6 protein-coding genes, 1 pseudogene and 1 CRISPR repeat array are annotated in these 3,475 nt (G+C 26.0%); of the genes and pseudogenes, 6 read left to right on the top strand and 1 reads right to left on the bottom strand.

All coding sequences use genetic code 11. From position 1 onward, the window contains the following. Positions 1 to 63: 63 nt before the first annotated feature. Positions 64 to 682: a CRISPR direct-repeat array (repeat unit 29 nt; unit sequence CTTTACATACCACTTAGTTAATATAAAAC). 291 nt (positions 683 to 973) lie between these two features. Further along, positions 974 to 1,183 (top strand): hypothetical protein, encoded by a 210-nt coding sequence (locus KGF39_RS19115; protein WP_227823527.1) that lies wholly within the window; start codon positions 974 to 976, stop codon positions 1,181 to 1,183. Between the two features lie 215 nt (positions 1,184 to 1,398). On the opposite strand, the gene KGF39_RS19110 is transcribed toward KGF39_RS19115, so the two are convergent. Then, on the bottom strand, positions 1,399 to 1,557 hold the full coding sequence (locus KGF39_RS19110; protein WP_227823526.1) for a type I toxin-antitoxin system toxin: 159 nt from the start codon (positions 1,555 to 1,557) through the stop codon (positions 1,399 to 1,401). Positions 1,558 to 1,774: 217 nt separating this feature from the next. Here KGF39_RS19110 and KGF39_RS19105 point away from each other — a divergent pair, with 217 nt between their 5' ends. The 5 genes and pseudogenes from KGF39_RS19105 to KGF39_RS19085 all read left to right on the top strand — a co-directional run bounded on the left by KGF39_RS19105 (position 1,775) and on the right by KGF39_RS19085 (position 3,357). After that, positions 1,775 to 2,092, top strand: a complete 318-nt coding sequence (locus KGF39_RS19105) for a type II toxin-antitoxin system HicB family antitoxin (protein WP_413927047.1) — start codon at positions 1,775 to 1,777, stop codon at positions 2,090 to 2,092. 152 nt (positions 2,093 to 2,244) lie between these two features. Then, a complete protein-coding gene (locus KGF39_RS19100; protein WP_227823525.1) occupies positions 2,245 to 2,385 on the top strand; it encodes an Arm DNA-binding domain-containing protein in 141 nt (46 codons plus the stop codon). Further along, positions 2,385 to 2,546, top strand: a pseudogene (locus KGF39_RS20130) (site-specific integrase); the annotation flags it as partial. The gene KGF39_RS19100 and the pseudogene KGF39_RS20130, both read left to right, overlap by 1 nt. Before the next feature lie 171 nt (positions 2,547 to 2,717). Continuing rightward, positions 2,718 to 3,065: a hypothetical protein gene (locus KGF39_RS20125; RefSeq protein WP_227823524.1), complete on the top strand. Its 348-nt coding sequence runs from the start codon at positions 2,718 to 2,720 to the stop codon at positions 3,063 to 3,065. Next, positions 3,043 to 3,357 (top strand): tyrosine-type recombinase/integrase, encoded by a 315-nt coding sequence (locus tag KGF39_RS19085; protein WP_227823523.1) that lies wholly within the window; start codon positions 3,043 to 3,045, stop codon positions 3,355 to 3,357. Before KGF39_RS20125 ends, KGF39_RS19085 begins: the two co-directional genes overlap by 23 nt. Positions 3,358 to 3,475: the final 118 nt, after the last annotated feature.

The following is a 3,475-nucleotide window of genomic DNA, read 5'->3' as shown; positions in this document are numbered from 1 at the left end:
TACATACCACTTAGTTAATATAAAACTATAAAACTGTAATATCTAAAGATGTTGCAGATTGGACTTTACATACCACTTAGTTAATATAAAACCAGAGAATTTGATATAAACGAAAATTGGTTAAGATTCTTTACATACCACTTAGTTAATATAAAACTCGTAATTATCTAAGTTTTCAACGATTTCAGCAGGCATCTTTACATACCACTTAGTTAATATAAAACAGTTGCTCTTATTGCATATTTATTAAATTTATCTCGCTTTACATACCACTTAGTTAATATAAAACCCAACACTTTGCAAGCCTTCGAAATATTGTATATCTTCTTTACATACCACTTAGTTAATATAAAACTGTGAGATTGCTGACCTTATATATAAAAGTAGTCTGGCTTTACATACCACTTAGTTAATATAAAACTAGGAATGCTTTAAAAAGTGCTATTAATGACAGAATACTTTACATACCACTTAGTTAATATAAAACTATCGGTGGTTTTAAATTAATCTATGATAATTGCGACTTTACATACCACTTAGTTAATATAAAACTTAAAAACTATGTTTCTTCAGCTAAAGAGCAAACCACTTTACATACCACTTAGTTAATATAAAACAAGGACTTATGAAATAGTTAAATATATTGAAAAGGACTTTACATACCACTTAGTTAATATAAAACCCCAAAATAAACTAAGTATTTTCAATACCTACACATATACAACTCTCTCAAATTTGCAGTGAGCGGCTAATAGTGCAATTGATAACATTTATCATATGTTCTCAATGCCTTACATTGCAACTGTTAATCCATATTTTATCACAAATATCGCTCACTGCAAAACTTCTATAATTTTATTATATCATAACATATAATTGATATTTTCAATTAATTTTTAACTATATTTTTACATTTAATTATGTTTAAATGCTATAATAAAGTTAAGCAAAATAATTTGAAAGGAAAGATATTATGAAAGAATATGAAGCAGAGTTAAATATAAGTATTTCAATTCCATTTTTTACAGTGATATCTTATTCAGTTATAGTTTCTATAGTAATGTTATGTCTATCAGCATTGAATAATTTCGCTAATATATCATCAGTACCTGTTAGTGCTTTAGGTTCAACAACTGGATTTATTATATTTAATCTTATTATTAGTTTATTTAAAAATAAGTAAATGAAAATATTTTAATATTTACATACTATATAGTTAATATAAAACCGTCTATAACATTTTAGACAATTTACTCGAAACTGAAATGCCACAATACTTCTATATTTTTACTATATCATAAAAATATTATTTTTGAATATCTGTACCAATTTGTGATATAATAAAAGCAAGAAGAACTACAATCTATTTATGGTAGAGTGGAGTTCGTAATTTGAAAATTACTTAGTTTTATGGAATCTGATTTTCAAATCAAATTCCCAACCACTCTTAGTGCCAGCTTTGAGTGGTTTTTTACGTTTTTTAAGTAAATTGCTAACTAGACAAACTATTAAACTAACAGATAGTCTTTCTAGTACACCTTTTAAAAAATTATCCATGTATATTCACCTCCCTTCTTAGCGTTGGGAGGATAATTTTTGATACATGAATTCCACTCTATAAATTGTAGGTTGCATCTTCTTGCTAAAAATATTATAACATATAATTCTTACATATTTTACCTATATATTACATTTAAATTTCTATTTTAGTTTATTCTTCTTATTTACACGTATATAAGTACGTTTTATAATGTAATTGTAAGGAGTTGATAAAATGAAAAAAGATATATATGTATATCCTGCTATACTAAGCTATGATGAGGATGGTATCTCTGTAGAGTTTCCTGATTTACCAGGCTGTCTTACATGTGTAGATACAACAGAAGAAGCCTTAAAAATGGCAAAAGAAGCTCTAGGATTGCATCTATATGGGATGGAAGAAGATAACTACATAATCCCTACTGCAACTACTATAGATAACTTAAATTTAGAGAAAAATCAAATACCTACTTTAATAGAAATATATATGCCTATTCACCGTAAAGCTATAGAAAATTACTCTGTTAAAAAGACACTTACTATTCCTCAGTGACTTAATAGGGAAGCAGAAAAACATAAGGTTAATTTTTCTCAGATACTTCAAGAAGCTTTGAAAAATCATCTCAATATTCACTAGATATAATTAGAGCAGTTAAACTGCTCTTTTATATAAAACATATAAACTTATAAAGGGAGTGTACATATATGAATATCAAATCAGCTTTTATAAGAAAAAGGAGAGAGAAATTCTATGTATACGTGGAGTACATAGAGGAAACGACTGGCAAGATAAAACAGAAAAGTTATGGAAGTTATAAAAAGAAAAAGGATGCTGAAAACATTTAATTGAAATAAAAGCTACTATAAACAATAATAAGTTTATAACTCCAAATAAAATAACTCTTGTAGAAAGATGTTATAAGTACATAATAACAAATGAAAATAATTGGTCTCCTTACACAACTGTAAATAGAAAGTCTTGGGTTAATAATTATATAGAACCTTTTTTTAAAGATACAAAACTTATATATATAAATCCTAGCTTACTTCAATTATTTATAAATAAAAGTTTTAATAATTTCACTTCCTCAAGTGCAAAAGTCAGATATAATTTTCTATCTTCTGTTTTAAAAGAGGCTTATAGACTAAAAGAAATATCTGAAAATCCTTGTGATTTTGTGAAATTACCAGCTAAAAACGTTACATCTGAAATTGAAATATATAATATAGAAGAAACACTATTGTTAATAGAAAAGTTAAATAATAGCATAATAGAAATGCCTATTTTATTAATATTGCTTTTAAGTTTAAGAATTGGAGAAGTAGCTGGTCTAAGATGGTCTGATGTTGATTTAGATAATAGTATAATAAATATTAATCAAATCCTTATATATGCAAACATCAAGATAACTTTTAAAGAACCAAAAACAGAAAAATCAAAAAAAACCTTGTCAGTTCCAAAAGAATTAATTGAAAAATTAAAAATAGAAAAATTAAAACAAAATGAAATTACAAGGTACACTTGAAAATGAAAATAACTTAGTATGTTTAAATACAAATTTAAAGCCTTGGATACCAACTGCATTAAGTAAAACTTTTCATAGCTTTATTAAAAGAAATAATTTAAGAAATATTAGAGTGCATGATTTAAGACATACAAACGCAAGTTTGCTTTTGCTAGGAGGCACTAATATGAAAGTTGTTTCAGAAAGATTAGGTCATACAGATATAAAAATAACCATGAATAGATACTCTCATGTTTTAGAGGAAATGGACAAAGAAGCTTCTGACAATCTAAGTAAACTTCTATTTAAATAATAAAACTGACTGTCAGTTAAATGTCAGTAAAACCAAAAAAAACAGGGTTTTGTCAGTTAAGTGTCAGTCAGTTAGTTTATAATAATTTCGAGTCTGGAAATATTTATGTGTATTCTTT

This window comes from Clostridioides sp. ZZV14-6345 (assembly GCF_020657775.1).
Taxonomy (GTDB): Bacteria; Bacillota; Clostridia; order Peptostreptococcales; family Peptostreptococcaceae; genus Clostridioides; species Clostridioides difficile_D.
The sequence above is the reverse complement of the archived record's forward strand: the minus strand, read 5'-3'. Positions and strand labels throughout refer to the sequence as shown.